This window comes from Aestuariimicrobium soli, assembly GCF_051192575.1.
Lineage (GTDB): Bacteria > Actinomycetota > Actinomycetes > Propionibacteriales > Propionibacteriaceae > Aestuariimicrobium > Aestuariimicrobium soli.
This window is the reverse complement of the sequence record NZ_JBPJSQ010000009.1, coordinates 103,617-119,928: the sequence shown is the minus strand read 5'-3', so window position 1 is coordinate 119,928 and position 16,312 is coordinate 103,617. Positions and strand designations below refer to the sequence as shown.

Here is a 16,312-nt window from a genome sequence, read left to right as displayed (position 1 = left end):
CGCCACGCGCAATTCCACATTCGCCCGGGCCCGCGGTCAGGCGCGAGGAAGGCCCGCCCCACGGGGGCCGGGCCTTCCGCGATGGGCCTGCCGCGACGAGTCGTGCCGTGGCGACGGGGCTCAGGCCAGCTGCTGGAACCGGACGATGCCCGCGAACTCCTCGGGATCGAGGCTGGCACCGCCGACCAGCGCACCGTCGACATCGGGCTGCGCCATGATCTCGACGACGTTGCTGGCCTTGACCGAACCGCCGTACTGGATGCGCACGGCGTCGGCGGTGGGCTGGTCGTACAGCTCGGCGATGCGGGCACGAATCGCACCGCACACCTCCTGGGCGTCGGCCGGGGTGGCCACCTCACCGGTGCCGATGGCCCAGACGGGCTCGTAGGCGATCACCAGCCCGGCCACCTGCTCGGCGGTCAGTCCGGCGAGCGAACCGTCGACTTGGGCGAGGGTGAAGGGAACCTGGTTGCCCTCCTTGCGGACGTCCAGCCCCTCCCCCACACAGATGATCGGGGTCATGGCATGAGCGAGCACCTGCTTGGCCTTGGCATTGATCAGCTCGTCGGACTCGCCGTGGTACTGGCGACGCTCCGAGTGACCGACCACGACATAGCTGCAGCCGAGCTTGGCCAGCATCGAGGCCGCCACCTCACCGGTGTAGGCGCCCTTCTCCTGCGCGGACACGTCCTGCGCGCCGAACAGGATCGGCAGCCGGTCGCCCTCGACGAGGGTCTGCACGGTGCGGATGTCGGTGAACGGGACGATCACCACCGCCTCCGACTGCTCGGCCTCCCACTTCTTGTCGGCCAGGATCCACGCCAGCTTCTGGACGAGTCCGACCGCCTCGACGTGGTTCAGGTTCATCTTCCAGTTGCCGGCCAGGATGGGCTTGCGGCTCATGCGTTCTCCTCCAGAACAACCAGACCCGGGAGCTCCTTGCCCTCGAGGTACTCCAGCGACGCGCCGCCACCGGTCGAGATGTGGCCGAAGGCCTCGTCCGCGAAACCGAGTTCGCGCACGGCCGCGGCCGAGTCGCCACCACCGACGACCGACAGGCCGTCGACCTCGGTGAGCGCCTGGGCGACGGCCTTGGTGCCACCGGCGAACTCGGCGATCTCGAACACGCCCATGGGGCCGTTCCAGAAGACCGTCTTCGCACCCTTGACGGCCTCGGCGAAGGTGACCTCGGAGTCGGGGCCGATGTCGAGGCCCATCTTGCCGGCGGGGATGGCGTCGGCGGGCACGACCTCGACCTCACCCTTGACGGTGCGGTTCTCGAAGTCGGCACCGTCGGCGACGCGGATGTCGGTGGGCAGGAGGATGGTCTTGCCCTCGGCCTTGGCCTGCTCGAGGTAGTTCTTGCAGGTCTCGATGTTGGCCTCGTCAACCAGCGAGGCGCCGACCTCGTGGCCCTGGGCCTTGAGGAAGGTGAACAGCATGCCGCCGCCGATGACCAGCGTGTCGGCCACCTTCAGCAGGTTGTCGATGACGGCCAACTTGTCGGCCACCTTGGCGCCACCCAGCACCACCACGAAGGGGCGCTCCGGGTTCTGGGTGAGGCGCGCGAGCACGTCCACCTCCTTGGCCACGAGGTGACCGGCACCCGAGGGGAGCAGCTTGGCGACGTCGTAGACGGAGGCCTGCTTGCGGTGCACGACGCCGAAACCGTCGGAGACGAAGACGTCGCCGAGGGTGGCGTAGCGGGCGGCCAGGGCGGCGCGCTCGGCCTCGTCCTTCGACTCCTCGGCGGGCTCGTAGCGCACGTTCTCGAGCAGGGCGACCTCGCCGTCCGCGAGCCCGTTGGCGATCTCGGTCGCCGACTCGCCGACCACGTCACCGGCCAGCTTCACCTCGGCGCCCAGCAGCTCGCCCAGGCGGGCGGCGACGGGGGCCAGGGAGTACTTGGGGTTGACCTCGCCCTTGGGGCGGCCCAGGTGGGCCAGCACGATCACGCGGGCGCCGGCGCCACGCAGTTCGTTCAGGGTGGGCAGGGCGGCACGAATGCGACCGTCGTCGGTGATGGTGGAGCCGTCGAGCGGCACGTTGAAGTCACAGCGAATGACGACGCGCTTGCCGGACAGGTCTCCGAGTTCCTGGATGGACTTCACGGATTTCCTCTCGGTTCGGGGTGTCCCTCCGGAGAGGGACGAAGGCGGGGAACGTTCAGACAGGGAAAGAGGGGGCGGGGGCAGTCCCCCACCCCCTCGTCCACTGATGTGAATCGGTCAGGTTCAGAGCTTCGAGGCGACCAGCTCGGTCAGGTCGACCAGGCGGTTGGAGTAGCCCCACTCGTTGTCGTACCAGCCGACGACCTTGACCTGGTTGCCGATCACCTTGGTGAGCTTGGCATCGAAGATGCACGAAGCCGGATCGGTCTCGATGTCCTTCGAGACGATCTCGTCCTCGGTGTAGACCAGGTAACCCTTCAGGGGGCCCTCGGCGGCAGCCTTGACGGCGGCGTTGACCTCCTCGACGGTGGTCTCCTTGCCGGCCTCGAAGGTGAGGTCGGTGGCCGAGCCGGTCGGGGTGGGCACGCGCATGGCGTAACCGTCGAGCTTGCCCTTCAGCTCGGGCAGCACGAGGGCGACGGCCTTGGCGGCACCGGTGGTGGTGGGAACCATGTTCAGGGCGGCGGCGCGCGAACGACGCAGGTCCTTGTGCGGGCCGTCCTGCAGGTTCTGGTCCTGGGTGTAGGCGTGAATGGTGGTCATCAGGCCCTTGACGATGCCGACCGAGTCGTTCAGCGCCTTGGCCATCGGGGCCAGGCAGTTGGTCGTGCACGACGCGTTCGAGATGATCGTGTGCGCAGCCGAGTCGTACAGGTCGTCGTTGACGCCCATGACGATGGTGATGTCCTCGTTCTTGGCCGGGGCCGAGATGAGCACCTTCTTGGCGCCGCCGTCGATGTGGGCCTTGGCCTTGGTCGCGTCGGTGAAGATGCCGGTGGACTCGATCACGATGTCGACGCCCAGGTCGCCCCACGGCAGGTTCGCGGGATCGCGCTCCTCGAAGACCTTGATCGTCTTGCCGTTGGCGGTGATCGACTCCTCGTCGTAGGTCACCTCGCCGTCGAAGCGACCCAGGATCGAGTCGTACTTCAGCAGGTGCGCGAGGGTCTGGTTGTCGGTGAGGTCGTTGACGGCCACCACCTCGAGATCGGCACCCTGAGCGAGCAGTGCGCGGTAGAAGTTGCGGCCAATGCGGCCGAAGCCGTTGATACCAACCTTGACGGTCATGTCTCGTGATCTCCTTCGAGATGCTCGGGCGGGCGTCCTGTGGAGCGTGGTGCCCCCGGCCCGCTGCGGTGTCTGTGTTCCGACAGGGACAGCCTAACGGAGGCCCTGCCGGGCCGTCGTCGCGGGGGGTGCCTGACTGCATCGTGGACACACCTGCCCCGGTGCTCGAACCGTGCCCGATCCTGACCCCGGCGACTCCTAGATTTCAGTCATGAGTCACAGCACTCCCCCAGATCAGGCGCCGGTCGCGCCACCCACGGACGATCCGCATGTCTGGCTGGTCCAGTTCCTCGCCGAGGCCGAGGCGATGGAACGGCAGGCCGACGCCGCCGGCCGCGCCCTGGCCGAGATCGAGGCCACCGTCGAGAACTCCTTCATGAGACTGACGATGACCGGCGGGGGCACCATCAGCCGGCTGGTCTTCCGCCCCTCCGCGAACGCGGCCACGGCCGCCCAACTGACCGAGGTGTTCGCGGCCACCCACGCCGAGGCCGGGGCCGAGGTGACCCGACGCACGCTCGCGGTGATGGCCCAACTGGCCGGGCCCGACGATCCCTCGCTGGCGGCGGTCCGGCAGGCGGTGCCGGCCTCGGTGCGCGAGGAGATGGACGCCCAGGAGGGCGCCGACCGTGTGGAGGACGAGCGCCCAGACGACGACTCCGCGCAGGACGACTCTGGGCACGACGACTCTGGGCACGACGACTCTGGGCACGACGATCTGGGGCACGACGACGAGTTCGACCGGGATGGGGACCGACGATGACCACCGAACAGACCACGACCTGGGACCTCTCGGAGTTCACCGACCACCGTCGTCGGCTGACCCGCCTCAAGGAGACGGTGGCCAACAACCGCCGCACGGCCGAGCAGGCCCGAGACGACAACGGCGACGCCTACGGCCTGCTGTTCGGCTGGGCGGTCACGCCCTTCCTGAACCGCGTCTGCGACCGGTCTGAGGCGCTCGCCGACCAACTGACGACGGCGCTGCAGGCCACCGCCGACGCGATCGAGGCGAGCCAGCGCGCCTACGCCGACACCGAACTCTCCGCCGCCGACGCCACCGCGGTCGTCAACGCCGCCGTCGCCTCCGCGGCGGCCACAGCCCAAGGAAACTGAGGACGACCATGGAACTGTCGGAGTGGATGAAGACGGCCAGCACCGTGCTGGCCGACGGCAAGGTCGACAGCGGTGACGTCACCGCCGTGGCGGGCGCCGGGCTGAAGGCCCTGGGCGTCGACATGGACGCCGCCGGCGCCGCCGGGTCGAGCCCACTGGGCGAACTGCTGATGCTGGTGGTCTCGAAGATCGAGTTCCTGGCGCAGCCGTTGGAGAAGCTGCAGGGCAGCCCCGAGGCGGTCACCCTGCAGGCGGAGAGCTGGACCGGCATCGCCGCCACCTACCGGGAGGCGGCGAAGGACCACGCGGCCGGGATGACCGACCTCACCCAGTGGACCGGCCAGGCGGCCACGGCCTACGCCTCGCTGCAGCAGGCGACCACTCCCGTCTTCGAGGCGGCCGCCGTGGGGGCCGAGGCCCTCTCGCGTTTGGTGGTCGCGCTCGGCGAGATGGTCGCCATCGTGCGCAAGACGATCTGGGACATCATCGCCCAGTTCCTCGGTGTCGTCGTCAAGTCGGCGCTGACCGCGCTGGCATCGGCGGTGCCCACCTTCGGGGCCTCCATCGCGGCCTTCGCGGCGTGGTTCGTCGGCAACACCGTCAGCCTGGCCAAGCGCTTCTTCACCATGCTCGCCAAGCTGCTCGCCCAGGCCAAGGCGGTCGCCGACGCGCTGAAGCAGGAGAACGACAAGCTGGACGAGGCCACCCGCAATGTGCGCGGCTTCAACCAGCAGCTGCAGGGCGGCACCCGCCGGATGGCCACCGCCTGAGCGTGCCGCCCTGACCTCGGGGTCGGGGGGTCAGCCCTCGAGCAGTTCCGACGGCGCGCTCGCCTCGGTTCCGGGGACACCGCGATCGGCGGCCAGCTTGTCGGCCGTCGACAGCAGCCGGCGGATGCGCCCGGCGATGGCGTCCTTGGTGAGCGGCGGCTCGTGGGCCTGACCGAGTTCTTCCAGGCTGGCGTTGCGGTGCTCGAGCCGCAGCCGACCGGCCTTGAGCAGGTGCTCGGGAACCTCGTCCCCGAGAATCTCCAGCGCCCGCTCGACCCGAGCGCTGGCCGTGACGGCGGCGTGCACCGATCGACGCAGGTTGGCGTCGTCGAAGTTGGCCAGCCGGGTGGCCGAGGCCCGCACCTCCCGGCGCACGCGGCGGTCCTCCCAGATCAGCAGGCTGTCGTGGGCACCCATCTTGGCCAGCAGGGCGGCGATCTGGTCGCCGTCGCGAATCACGACGCGGTCGACATTGCGCACCTCGCGAGCCTTCGCGGCGATGCCCAGGCGGCGGGCCGCACCCACCAGAGCCAGGGCCGCCTCCGAGCCGGGGCAGGTGACTTCGAGGCTCATGGATCGTCCGGGCTCGGTCAGTGACCCGTGCGCCAGAAAGGCCCCCCGCCAGACGGCGATCTGGCAGCAGACCCCCGAGCCGACCACCGAGGCGGGCAGGCCGCGCACCGGGCGTCGATGGGCGTCGATCAGCCCGGTCTGGCGGGCGATCGCCTCCCCGTCGGAGACCAACCGCACCATGTAGCGGGTGCCGCGCCGCAGCCCCGAGCCGTTGATGACGAGCAGTTCGGAGGTGAGCCCGTAGAGCTCGGTGATGGCGGTGCGCAGGCGACGGGCCGCGGCGCCCGTGTCGAGTTCACACTCGATGACCAGCTGGCCAGCCACCAGATGCAGTCCACCGCCGAAGCGCAGCATGGCAGCCACCTCGGCCCGCCGGCAGCAGGGCTTGGCGGCGGGAATCGTCGCCAGTTCGGACTTCACCTGTGCGGTCATTGCCATGGGGCGAGTCTGGCACAACCTCGGGCCCATCACACGGCCGGTGGTCGTCGACTCAGACGCCCATCAGCTGGCTCATCACCGAGGCCAGACGCAGCGGGTCGTGCCGGGCGCTGCCGTCGCGCATGGCCACATCCGCGATCTCGACCCGGGCGCCCAGAGAGGCGGCGTAGCTGCTCAGGTTGGGATCGGCGGCGCCGAAGGCCTCGTCGACGACCACCACGTCGAAGCGCAGGCGAGGGGCGTGCTCGGCGAGCAGTTCGATGTGGCGGGAAGCGCTGAAGCCGTCGGTCTCGTCGGCCGAGGTGATGTTCATCACCAGGATCTTCTGGGCCCGCGTCTGTTCGATGGCCAGGGCCAGATCGGGCACCAGCAGGTGCGGAATCAGCGAGGTGAACCACGACCCCGGGCCGAGGACGACGTGGTCGCTGGCCAGGATCGCCTCGACCGCCTCGGGGCAGGCCTCGGGCCGGTCGGGCACCAACCTGACCGCCTGCACCTCGGCGCGGGTCTTCGCCACCGTCGCCTGACCGGCCAGCGTGCACAGTTCGTCCGGACGCATCGGGTCGAGCCCGATGACGTCGGCCTCGATCGAGAGGGGCACCAGCGACATCGGCAGCACCCGGCCGCGGATGTTGAGCAGTTCGCCGACCATGTCGAGCCCCGACACGGGGTCGGCCAGTCGTTGCCAGATGCCGGCGATCAGCAGGTTGCCGATGGCATGGCCGGCCAGCTGCCCGCTGCCGCCGAAGCGCGACTGCAGCACGTCGGCCCACAGGCGACCGTCGTGGGAGTCGCCACACAGGGCCGCCAGCGCCATCCGCAGGTCACCGGGGGGCAGGCAGTCGAACTCCTCCCGGAGTCGTCCCGACGAACCGCCGTCGTCGGCCACCGTCACCACGGCCGTCAATCGGTCGGTGATCCGCCGCAGCGCCGACAGGGTGGCCGACAGACCGTGGCCCCCACCGAGCGCCGTCACCGCCGGCACGCGGCTGGTCAGCGGGGACGCCCCGAAGTGGCCGGTCATTCGAGGCCCAGGTCGCGATGGGCCACGGTCACCCGGTAGCCCCGTTCCTTGAGTTTGGCCCCGAGGGCCTCCGACATCGCCGTGGAGCGGTGCTTGCCGCCGGTGCAGCCGATCGCCACGGTGCACTGCCGCTTGCCCTCGCGCACGTAGCCCGGTGCCATGGTCGCCAGCAGCCCTTCGGCCTGCTCCAGGAAGTCCGCGGCCCCGGGTTGGGAGAGCACGTAACCCGACACCTCGGACGACAGCCCCGTCTTGGGGCGCAGCTCCGGCACCCAGTGGGGGTTGGGCAGGAAGCGGACGTCGAAGACGAGGTCGGCATCGATCGGCAACCCGTTCTTGAAGCCGAACGACATCACGGCGATGCGCACCATGGCCGAGGAGTCACCGCCGTAGGCGTGCGCGACGCGCGAGGCCAACTGGTGCACCGTCAGTCGTCCGGTGTCGATCACCAGGTCGGCGTTGGCACGCACGGACGACAGCATCGCCCGCTCGCGCACGATGGCGTCGAGCAGGCGGCCGTCGCCCTGCAGCGGCAGGGGACGACGCGACGACTCCTGCCGCTTCACGATGACGTCGTCGGTGGCCTCGAGGAAGAGCACCTCGTGGTCGACGCCGGTGCGGGTGAGGGTGGCGAACATCTGCGGCAGCTGCTCGACCAGCTTCGGGGAACGCACGTCGAGCACGACGCAGACCTTCGTCAGGTCCTGCTGGCCGGCGAAGGCCACCAGTCCGGGCACCATCGAGGGTGGCAGGTTGTCGACCACGTACCACCCGAGGTCTTCCATGGCATGGGCCGCGGTGCGGCGCCCGGCGCCCGACAGGCCGGTGATCACCACCACGCGCGAGCGGGTGGGACCCCCGTCGTGGCCGGGAGCGTCGGTGACTGCGGACGAGTGCTGACTCACGGGGCCCATCCTGCCAGCGGTGACGGGCCTCGTGTCAGCCCCGGTCACGGCTGCTGCTCGCGACCCGGCTCCCGAGGCCCCCGGCGACCTCACAGCACCTCGCCGGTGGTCATGTTCACGATCTCGCCCGGCTGGTCGTCGGCCAGGGCCTGCTTGACGGCGGCCGCGAGGGTGGGCCCGAAACCGGGCACCTGGGCGATCTGCTCCTCGTCGGCCGCCCGCAACTTCTTCAGCGATCCGAAATGCTTGATGAGCGCCTTCCGTCGGGTCTCGCCGAGACCGGGAACGTGGTCGAGCACGGAGTCGACCATGGCGGCGCTGCGTCGTCCGCGGTGGTGGGTGATGGCGAACCGGTGCGCCTCGTCGCGCAGGCGCTGCAGCAGGTACAGGCCCTCGCTCGTCCGCGGCAGAATGACCGGCTGGTCGTCGCCGGGGAGCCACACCTCCTCGAGACGCTTGGCCAACCCCACCAGGGCGATGTCGGTGATGCCCAGTTCGTCGAAGACCTGCTGGGCGGCGTTGACCTGCGGCTCGCCGCCGTCGACGACCACCAAGGCGGGCGCGTACGCGAACTTGCGCGGGGCACCCGTCGTCGGGTCGATCAGCAGGGGCCCGGTGCCGTCCTCGGACTGCTCCTGCATGGCCTCGCGGTCGTCCAACAGTCGCCGGAAGCGGCGGGTGAGCACCTCGTGCATGGCCGCGACGTCGTTCGATCCCTCGAAACTGCGGATCACGAACCGGCGGTACTCGCTCTTGCGGGGCAGCCCGTCCTCGAAGACCACCATCGAGCCGACCACCTCCGACCCCTGGGTGTGTGAGATGTCGTAACACTCGATGCGCAGCGGTGGCTCCGACAGTCCGAGCGCCTCCTGCACCTGTTCAAGGGCGCGATTGCGGGTCGACAGGTCGGAGGCACGCTTCATCTTGTGCTGGGCGAGGGCGTCGGCGGCGTTGCGGGCGACGGTGTCGAGCAGGGCCACCTTGTCGCCCCGCTGCGGCACTCGCACCGCAACCCGGCTGCCGCGCACCTCGCTGAGCAGGTCGGCCATCGCCCGGCCCGAGGTCGGCAGCGCCGGCACCAGGATCTCCCGCGGGATGGCCGAGCCGTCGTCGTCGCTGCCCCGGGTGGCGCCCGCGTACAACTGCAGCATCAGCGCCTCGACCAGTTCGGGGAGTTCGCCGTCGTCGGGACGATCGGCCACCCACCCGCGCTCGCCGCGCACCCGCCCGGCCCGCACGTGGAAGATCTGGGCCGCGACCTCGAGGGGGTCGACGGCGAAGTTGATGACATCACAGTCGGCCCCGTCGGAGAGCACGATCGCGTTCTTCTCCGTCGCCAGGCGCAGCGCCGTCAGCGAGTCACGGACGACCGCGGCGTGCTCGTACTCCTGTCGCTCGGCGGCGCCCCGCATCTCCTGCTCGAGCTTGCGAATCAGGGTGGCGGACTGCCCGTTCATGAAGGCGGCGAAGTCGCTGACGATCTCGCGGTGGTCGTCGGCCGAGACCTTGCCGACGCAGGGGGCCGAACACTTGCCGATGTAGCCGAGCAGGCAGGGCCGGCCACTGGCCTTCGCCGAGGCGAACGTGCCCGAGGAACAGGAGCGCATCGGGAAGACGCGCAGCAGCGAGTCGACGGTGTCGCGGATCGCCCACGCCTGCCCGAACGGGCCGAAGTACCGGTTGCCCGGGCGCTTGGCCCCTCGTCCGACGAAGACGCGGGGGAACTCCTCGGCCCACGTGATGCACAGCCACGGGTACGACTTGTCGTCGCGGTACTTCACGTTGAAGCGCGGATCGAACTGCTTGATCCACGTGTATTCCAACTGCAACGACTCGAGTTCGTTGCGCACGACCGTCCACTCCACCTTGGCGGCCGTGCGCACCATCGTCTGGGTGCGGAAATGCAGGTTGGCAGGGTCGGCGAAGTAGGAATTGAGGCGCTGGCGAAGGTTCTTGGCCTTGCCCACGTAGATGACGATGCCGTGCGGGTCGGAGAACCTGTACACGCCGGGATCGGTGGGGATCGTTCCGGGTGCGGGGCGGTACGTTGACGGGTCGGCCATGATGGGAGTCTAGGAGCAGCCCCTGACAGGTTCGGGGCGCACAGCTCACCACGACCCGCCACCGGACGAGGAGACCACCGTGTACCTGATCGTCGTGAAGTTCACCACCAAGCCCGAGTACACCGACGGCTGGCTCGACCGGGTGGCGTCGTTCACCCGGGCCACCCGGCAGGAACCGGGCAACCTGTTCTTCGAGTGGAGCCGCAGCGTCGAGGAGCCCAACACCTTCGTGCTGGTCGAGGGGTTCACGGACGAGGGTGCGGGCCCACACGTGAACTCGGCCCACTTCGCCCAGGCCATGGTCGACATGCGTGAGGCGTTGGCCGCCACCCCGCGCATCATCAGCCGCCAGGTCGAGGGAGACGGGGTGGACGGGGACGGCTGGGGGCCGATGGGTGAGCTGACGATCGCCTGAGCCCCGGTTCTCCTGAGCCCCGGTTCTCCTGAGCCCGGGCGCCTGAGCCCGGTTCTCCTGAGCCTGGGTCTCCTGGCCTCACAGGCTCCTTCGGTCATGCTCGTTGCGCATGGGTTTATGCCCAACTCGGGCTGGCCCTGGGGGCTCGTGCGAGCTTGGCTGGAGTCATGCCTCCCGACACGACCATCTCGCAGCACCTCGCACCCGCCAACGGCTCGCAGCCGACGCCGTCCGCGGCAGTCGGCCCAGCGGGGGACGGTCGGGCCGAGTGGTGGTCGGGCCTGGTGGCCTGCCTGGGAGCCGCAGCGCTCTGCCTGACCCTGAATGCCGCCGTTCCTGCGGTCAGCGCGATGCTGGTCGCGGTCGTCCTCGGGGCGCTGTGGCGGAATCTTGCCCCCGTGCCAGCCGTGCTCGAGCCCGGCATCGGGTTCGCCGCCAAGCGGGTGCTGCGCTGGGGAGTCGTGCTGCTCGGCCTGCAGTTGTCGCTGCCCCGCATCGGCCAGCTGGGCCCGGGGGTGCTGCTGGTCGTGGTCTGCGCGGTCGGCATCACCTTCGGCGCCACCCTGCTGCTCGGCCGTCTGCTGCGGGTCGACCGCGACCTCACCCTGCTGATCGCCGGCGGATTCTCGATCTGCGGAGCCGCCGCCGTCGCCGGGGTGCAGGGGGCCGTGCGCGCAACCGAGGAGAAGGTGGCGGCCGCCGTGGCCCTGGTGGTGCTCTTCGGCTCGGCCATGATCGGCCTCATGCCCGTGCTGGCGGCGCTGACCGGCCTCGCCCCGGGCGACGCCGGCACCCTCATCGGCGGCGCCACCCACGAGGTCGCGCAGGTGGTGGCCGCGGCCGGCATCGCCAAGGGCAGCCAGGTGTTGGCCGTGGCCGTCCCGGTGAAGCTGGCCCGGGTGCTGATGATGGCTCCGGTGGTCGCCTGCGTCTCGGTGGCTCGTCGCCGGTCGGCCGACCGCTCGGCGACCCTGCCGCCGCTGGTGCCCGGCTTCGTGCTGGGATTCCTCGCGATGGTGCTGGTGGCCACCACCGGGTGGGTGCCCGCCGACGTCGACCGGGTCGCCCGGTGGGTGCAGCAGGTGCTGTTGGCCACCGCCATGTTCGCGCTCGGCCTGGGGGTGCGGGTGCGCTCGTTGGTCAACCTGGGCGGACGCGCAGTGCTGCTCGGGCTCGCCAGCACTGTGGTGATCGTCGGCGTGGTCTCGGTCGGGATCGCTCTGGGCCTCGGCGCGCACGGGTGATCGGCATGGGCTCGAGGGGTGGATCGGCGTGAGCGGGCGGTGCCTTCGTCCGGCTGACGGCGGACCCATCTCTGGGAGACTGCTTTGATGCAGCTGTTGATCATTCGCCACGGGCAGTCCGCCAACAACGTCGCCATGGAAGGGCCGCTCGGCGAGGCCGGGCGGGTTCCCGACCCCACGCTCACCGACCTCGGACGAGCCCAGGCCGAGGCGGTCGGGGCGTGGATCGCGGAGCGCGGGCCTCGTCCGCAGCGGCTGTTCACCTCGCTGATGCGACGCACCATCGAGACCGCCGCGCCGCTGGCCCGACGGCTCGATCTGCCCGTGGAACCCCACCCTCGCCTGTTCGAGACCGGCGGCATGTTCGAGGGCGCCTATGTCGACCGGGTGCCCGGGACTGGCTCGCCCGCGTCGGTGCTGCGCTCGCTCGCCCACAGTGTGGTGCTGCCCGAGGGGGTGGACGAGACCGGCTGGTACCGCGCGGAGGTCGAGTCGGCGCAGCAGGTCGCCCGACGTGCCCTCGAACTCGCGGACTGGCTACACACGCTGGACCAGGAGTGTGTGGCGCTAGTCATCCACGGAGCCATCGGATCGGTGCTGATGAGCGCGCTGCTCGACCCGGCCTCCGTGGCTCGGTTGGCGGACGACCCGGCCGCCGACACGCACCACCTGCCGGTCTGGTTCAAGCTCGACAACTCCTCGGTCAGCCTGCTGGAGCTGCGGCCCGACCGACAGGTCGAGGTGGACTGGATCAACCGCATCGACCACCTGACCGAGATCGACCACCAGGTGTCTCGGACGAACCACCGCTTCCCACCCGCCTTCGCCCCGACGGACTGACGGCGGTCTTCGCCGGGCTGTGTGGTTACGTCGGGCTGTGGGGTTTCGTCGGGCTGTGTAGCGTTGGCACACGCCGACACCCACCCGAGGGAGCACCGATGGATCTCAGCCGACGCGGCCTCGTCGCCGCCGCCACGTGCGCCACCTGCGGGTTGGCCGCCTGCAGCACCGATGCGGGCACGGGCTCACCGTCGACCGGCGGTACCTCCGAGCCCAGCAAGTCGCTCGAGACCGCCTCGTCGGGCGCCATCTCGGGTGGAAAGAACGTCCCGAAGTCGAGCATCCCGGTGGGCGGAGGCCTGATCGTCAGCGACGGCGAGATCGTGATCACGCAGCCGACGCAGGGCGACTTCAAGGGGTTCACCTCGATCTGCACGCACCAGCAGTGCCCCGTCACCTCCGTCGAGGACGGGGTGATCAACTGCAACTGCCACGGCTCGCAGTTCTCGATCTCCGACGGGTCGGTGGTGCGTGGGCCGGCCAGTGAGCCGCTCGCCAGCAAGCCGGTCACCCAGAACGGCGACCAGATCACCCTGGGCTGACGCCCCGCCGGCGGGCCGGCTAGGCGCTGGCCCGCGACGAGGTTCGACTGCTAGGGGTCCGCTTCCTGGTGGTGCTCTTGGCTGCGGTGGTCTTGGCTGTCGTTGACTTGGCTGCGGTGGTCTTGGCGGCCGTCGACTTCTTGGCGGCGGACGTCGTGGCGGCCTTCCGAGCGGTCCCGCGCTGGGATGCCGGCGCCGGCTCGTCCGCGGTGTCGTCGGCGAACAGCCCGTCGTCCCCCTTCACCGGCACGTGTCGACCGTGCAGGATCTCCTTGAGGAACTCACCCGTGGCCGACTCCTCGTGCAGGGCCACCTGCTCGGGCGTGCCCTCGATGACGACCTCGCCACCTCGCGATCCACCCTGGGGGCCCATGTCGATCAGCCAGTCGGCGGTCTTGATGACGTCGAGGTTGTGCTCGATGACCAGCACCGTGTTGCCCCCGTCGACCAGTTTCCCCAGCACGCCCAACAGCTTGCGAATGTCTTCGAAGTGCAGGCCCGTGGTCGGCTCGTCGAGCACGTAGAGGGTGCGGCCGGTCGACCGCTTCTGCAACTCGGCGGCCAACTTCACCCGCTGCGCCTCGCCGCCGGACAGGGTCGTGGCCGGCTGGCCGAGGCGAACGTAGCCCAGACCCACCTCGACCAACGTCTTCAGGTGCCGCGAGATGGCCGGGATGGCCTCGAAGAAGTCGGCCGCCTCCTCGATGGGCAGGTCGAGCACCTCGGCGATCGTCTTGCCCTTGTAGTGCACCTCGAGCGTCTCCCGGTTGTACCGGGCGCCGTGACAGACCTCGCAGGGCACGTAGACGTCGGGCAGGAAGTTCATCTCGATCTTGATGGTGCCGTCGCCCATGCAGTTCTCGCAGCGGCCGCCCTTGACGTTGAAGCTGAAGCGGCCCTGCTGGTAGCCGCGCACCTTGGCCTCGGGGGTCTGCGCGAACAACCCGCGGATCTTGTCGAACACGCCCGTGTAGGTGGCGGGGTTGGACCGCGGGGTGCGGCCGATCGGCGACTGGTCGACGTGGATCACCTTGTCGAGCAGTTCCATGCCGGTGATGCCCTTGTGACGACCGGGAGCGGCCTTGGCGCCGTACACCTTGCGGGCCAGCGCCTTGTAGAGAATGCCGTTGACCAGTGACGACTTGCCCGAACCCGACACCCCCGTGACCGCCACCAGTTGCCCCAGCGGGAACTCGACGGTGACGTTCTTGAGGTTGTTCTCGGTGGCCCCGTGCACCACCAGGTTCTTGCCGGTGCGCGGACGACGGTGCTCCGGCAAGGGGATCTCGCGTCGTCCCGACAGGTACGCACCGGTCAGGGACTCGTCGTTGGTCAGCAACTCCGCCACGGTGCCGGAGTGGACGACCTTGCCGCCGTGCTCCCCCGCCCCGGGGCCGATGTCGACGGCCCAGTCGGCCACCCGAATGGTGTCTTCGTCGTGCTCGACCACGATCAGCGTGTTGCCCAGGTTCTTCAACCGGACGAGGGTCTCGATCAGTCGCCGGTTGTCGCGTTGGTGCAGGCCGATGGAGGGCTCGTCGAGCACGTAGAGCACCCCGACCAGTCCCGAACCGATCTGGGTGGCCAACCGGATGCGCTGGGCCTCACCACCCGACAACGAGCCCGACGATCGCGACAGGGTCAGGTAGTCCAGGCCGACATCGAGCAGGAAGCGCAGGCGCTCCTGGATCTCTTTGAGCACCCGTTCCGCGATGTGCTTCTCGCGGTCGTTGAGGCGCAACTGGCCCAGGAACTCGCTGGCCTCACCGATCGACAGGGCGCTCACCTCGGCGATGTTGCGGTCGGCCACCGTGACGGCCAAGCTACTGGGCTTCAGGCGGGCACCACCGCAGGTGGAACACGGGATCTCGCGCATGTACTCGCCCCAGCGTTCGCGGGCCGTGTCGGTCTCGGACTCGGCGTGGCGCCGCTTGACGTAGTGCAGCACTCCCTCGAACTTCTGGGTGAACGAGCGCACCCGTCCGAAGCGGTTCTTGTAGCGCACCACCACCGGGTCACCGACCCCGTTGAGCAGCACCTTCTGGGCGGCGGCCGGCAGGTCGTCCCAAGGGGTGGTGACGCTGAAGCCCTCCTTCTCGCCCAGGGACTCGTAGACGTGCTCGAAGTGGGCCGCGACGTGGGGATTCGCCCACGGCGCGATGGCGCCATCGGCCAGACTCAGCGAGGTGTCGGGCACCACCAGGTCCGGATCCACCTCCATCGAGGTTCCCAGCCCGGTGCACGCCGGGCACGCTCCCCACGGGCCGTTGAACGAGAACTGCCGGGGCTCGAGTTCGTCGATGGAGATGTCGTGCTGGTTCGGGCAGGCGAGCTTCTCGGAGTAACGACGCTCACGGTCGGGGTCGCTGCCGTCGCGGTCGACGAAGTCGATACCGACCACTCCGTTGGCCAATCCCAGGGCCGTCTCGATCGAGTCGGTCAGGCGCTGCTTGGCGGACTCCTTCACGGCGATCCGGTCGACCACCACGTCGATGTCGTGCTTCTTCTGCTTGTCGAGCGTGGGCGGATCGGTCAGCTGGTACATCTCGCCGTCGACGCGCACGCGGGAGAAGCCCTGGGTCGAGAACTGGCGGAACAACTCGACGTGCTCCCCCTTGCGGCCGCGCACGGCGGGCGCGAGCACCTGCAGACGGGTGCCGTCGTCCAACTGCAGCAACCGGTCGACGATCTGCTGCGGAGTTTGCCGGCTGATCTCTTCGCCGCAGACCGGGCAGTGCGGGATGCCGATGCGTGCGTAGAGCAGGCGCAGGTAGTCGGAGACCTCGGTGATGGTGCCCACCGTCGACCGCGGGTTGCGGCTGGTGGACTTCTGGTCGATCGAGACGGCCGGCGACAGCCCCTCGATGAAGTCGACGTCGGGCTTGTCCATCTGGCCCAGGAACTGGCGGGCGTAGGCAGACAGGCTCTCGACGTAACGCCGCTGCCCCTCGGCGAAGATGGTGTCGAAGGCCAGCGACGACTTCCCCGACCCGGACAGACCGGTGAACACGATGAGGGAGTCGCGGGGCAGATCCAGCGACACGTTCCTCAGGTTGTGCATGCGGGCACCGCGGACGACAAGGCGATCATTCACATCCGGAAGCCTAGACCTCGCCTCTGACAAGTTTTGGTCGGGCGTTTTC

Annotated in this window: 15 protein-coding genes; 7 read left to right on the top strand and 8 right to left on the bottom strand. The window is 69.5% G+C overall.

The genetic code is table 11. The features are described from left to right. Positions 1–120 precede the first annotated feature (120 nt). The 3 genes from tpiA to gap all read right to left on the bottom strand — a co-directional run bounded on the left by tpiA (position 121) and on the right by gap (position 3,239). The gene (tpiA, locus tag ACSDQ9_RS11355) at positions 121–903 is read right to left on the bottom strand and encodes a triose-phosphate isomerase (protein WP_435147073.1); all 783 of its coding nucleotides are present in this window, start codon (positions 901–903) and stop codon (positions 121–123) included. Next, positions 900–2,111 carry a phosphoglycerate kinase gene (locus tag ACSDQ9_RS11350; protein WP_435147072.1) on the bottom strand — a complete coding sequence of 404 codons (1,212 nt, stop codon included), beginning with the start codon at positions 2,109–2,111 and terminating at the stop codon, positions 900–902. Before ACSDQ9_RS11350 ends, tpiA begins: the two co-directional genes overlap by 4 nt. 123 nt (positions 2,112–2,234) lie before the next feature. Then, positions 2,235–3,239, bottom strand: coding sequence for a type I glyceraldehyde-3-phosphate dehydrogenase (gap, locus tag ACSDQ9_RS11345; RefSeq protein ID WP_435147070.1), 1,005 nt, complete (start codon positions 3,237–3,239; stop codon positions 2,235–2,237). A gap of 211 nt (positions 3,240–3,450) precedes the next feature. On the opposite strand from gap, the gene ACSDQ9_RS11340 reads away from it, so the two are divergent. Genes ACSDQ9_RS11340 through ACSDQ9_RS11330 form a run of 3 tightly spaced genes read left to right on the top strand, consistent with a single transcriptional unit; the run spans position 3,451 to position 5,125 of the window. Then, entirely contained in the window at positions 3,451–4,002 is a 552-nt protein-coding gene (locus ACSDQ9_RS11340) for a hypothetical protein (RefSeq protein ID WP_435147068.1), read from the top strand. Further along, positions 3,999–4,355, top strand: a complete 357-nt coding sequence (locus ACSDQ9_RS11335; RefSeq protein ID WP_435147066.1) for a hypothetical protein — start codon at positions 3,999–4,001, stop codon at positions 4,353–4,355. Before ACSDQ9_RS11340 ends, ACSDQ9_RS11335 begins: the two co-directional genes overlap by 4 nt. A gap of 8 nt (positions 4,356–4,363) precedes the next feature. Continuing rightward, positions 4,364–5,125: a hypothetical protein gene (locus ACSDQ9_RS11330; protein ID WP_435147064.1), complete on the top strand. Its 762-nt coding sequence runs from the start codon at positions 4,364–4,366 to the stop codon at positions 5,123–5,125. A gap of 30 nt (positions 5,126–5,155) precedes the next feature. Here the strand turns inward: ACSDQ9_RS11330 and whiA are convergent, their stop codons facing one another. The 4 genes from whiA to uvrC all read right to left on the bottom strand — a co-directional run bounded on the left by whiA (position 5,156) and on the right by uvrC (position 10,128). After that, entirely contained in the window at positions 5,156–6,136 is a 981-nt protein-coding gene (whiA, locus tag ACSDQ9_RS11325) for a DNA-binding protein WhiA (RefSeq protein WP_435147063.1), read from the bottom strand. 52 nt (positions 6,137–6,188) lie between these two features. Next, positions 6,189–7,160, bottom strand: a complete 972-nt coding sequence (locus tag ACSDQ9_RS11320) for a gluconeogenesis factor YvcK family protein (protein WP_435147061.1) — start codon at positions 7,158–7,160, stop codon at positions 6,189–6,191. Then, a complete protein-coding gene (gene rapZ, locus ACSDQ9_RS11315; protein WP_435147202.1) occupies positions 7,157–7,996 on the bottom strand; it encodes an RNase adapter RapZ in 840 nt (279 codons plus the stop codon). Before rapZ ends, ACSDQ9_RS11320 begins: the two co-directional genes overlap by 4 nt. 158 nt (positions 7,997–8,154) lie before the next feature. After that, entirely contained in the window at positions 8,155–10,128 is a 1,974-nt protein-coding gene (gene uvrC / locus ACSDQ9_RS11310) for an excinuclease ABC subunit UvrC (protein ID WP_435147059.1), read from the bottom strand. Between the two features lie 79 nt (positions 10,129–10,207). Between uvrC and ACSDQ9_RS11305 the strand changes: the two genes are divergently transcribed. The 4 genes from ACSDQ9_RS11305 (at position 10,208) to ACSDQ9_RS11290 (ending at position 13,169) form a co-directional block, all read left to right on the top strand. Then, positions 10,208–10,543, top strand: coding sequence for a putative quinol monooxygenase (locus ACSDQ9_RS11305; RefSeq protein WP_435147057.1), 336 nt, complete (start codon positions 10,208–10,210; stop codon positions 10,541–10,543). 167 nt (positions 10,544–10,710) lie between these two features. Next, positions 10,711–11,787 carry a YeiH family protein gene (locus tag ACSDQ9_RS11300; RefSeq protein WP_435147055.1) on the top strand — a complete coding sequence of 359 codons (1,077 nt, stop codon included), beginning with the start codon at positions 10,711–10,713 and terminating at the stop codon, positions 11,785–11,787. An 87-nt stretch (positions 11,788–11,874) separates the two neighbouring features. Further along, positions 11,875–12,627 (top strand): histidine phosphatase family protein, encoded by a 753-nt coding sequence (locus tag ACSDQ9_RS11295; RefSeq protein ID WP_435147053.1) that lies wholly within the window; start codon positions 11,875–11,877, stop codon positions 12,625–12,627. Between the two features lie 98 nt (positions 12,628–12,725). Then, on the top strand, positions 12,726–13,169 hold the full coding sequence (locus tag ACSDQ9_RS11290) for a Rieske (2Fe-2S) protein (RefSeq protein ID WP_435147051.1): 444 nt from the start codon (positions 12,726–12,728) through the stop codon (positions 13,167–13,169). A gap of 19 nt (positions 13,170–13,188) precedes the next feature. Here the strand turns inward: ACSDQ9_RS11290 and uvrA are convergent, their stop codons facing one another. Then, positions 13,189–16,230, bottom strand: a complete 3,042-nt coding sequence (gene uvrA, locus ACSDQ9_RS11285) for an excinuclease ABC subunit UvrA (RefSeq protein WP_435147200.1) — start codon at positions 16,228–16,230, stop codon at positions 13,189–13,191. Positions 16,231–16,312: the final 82 nt, after the last annotated feature.